Raw genomic sequence first — 454 nt, forward strand, 5'->3', positions numbered from 1 at the left:
ATCGGCATTATCATCCACGATCAACAGGCGAAGCGGGGCGGTAGCGACTTCCTCGTTTATTGTAAGGAGGGTTTGTTCTTCGTTTAGCGTAGGCAAGCGAACGATGAACGTACTACCTTTGCCCAGTCCCTCACTCTGGGCCTCTACGGTTCCGCCGTGTAGTTCGACAATCTGCTTGACCAAGGTAAGCCCCAGCCCCAGTCCCCCTTCGGAGCGAGCCAGCGAGTTATCAGCCTGCACAAACAATTCAAAGATCGAAGTCAGCTGATCCGGCCTTAGGCCAATGCCGGTATCCTCAACGCGTAAAATAGCCTTGTAGCCCTGGTGTTCCAGGCTTAAGTGAATCTTGCCCTGTGGGTGGGTATAGCGAGAGGCATTCGTCAGCAGGTTCATCACCATTTGCACCAACCGCGTGGCATCCCCTTCCATCTCAACCGGACTAGCCGGCAGACTC

1 protein-coding gene is annotated in these 454 nt (G+C 54.6%); it reads right to left on the minus strand.

What is annotated here, in order from left to right; all coding sequences use genetic code 11:
• Nucleotides 1-454 (minus strand): cell wall metabolism sensor histidine kinase WalK (locus BWI93_RS11340; protein ID WP_141217435.1); only part of this gene is annotated, 454 nt, incomplete at both ends.

Origin of the sequence: Siphonobacter sp. BAB-5385, from assembly GCF_002261125.1 — a bacterium.
GTDB lineage: Bacteria > Bacteroidota > Bacteroidia > Cytophagales > Spirosomataceae > Siphonobacter.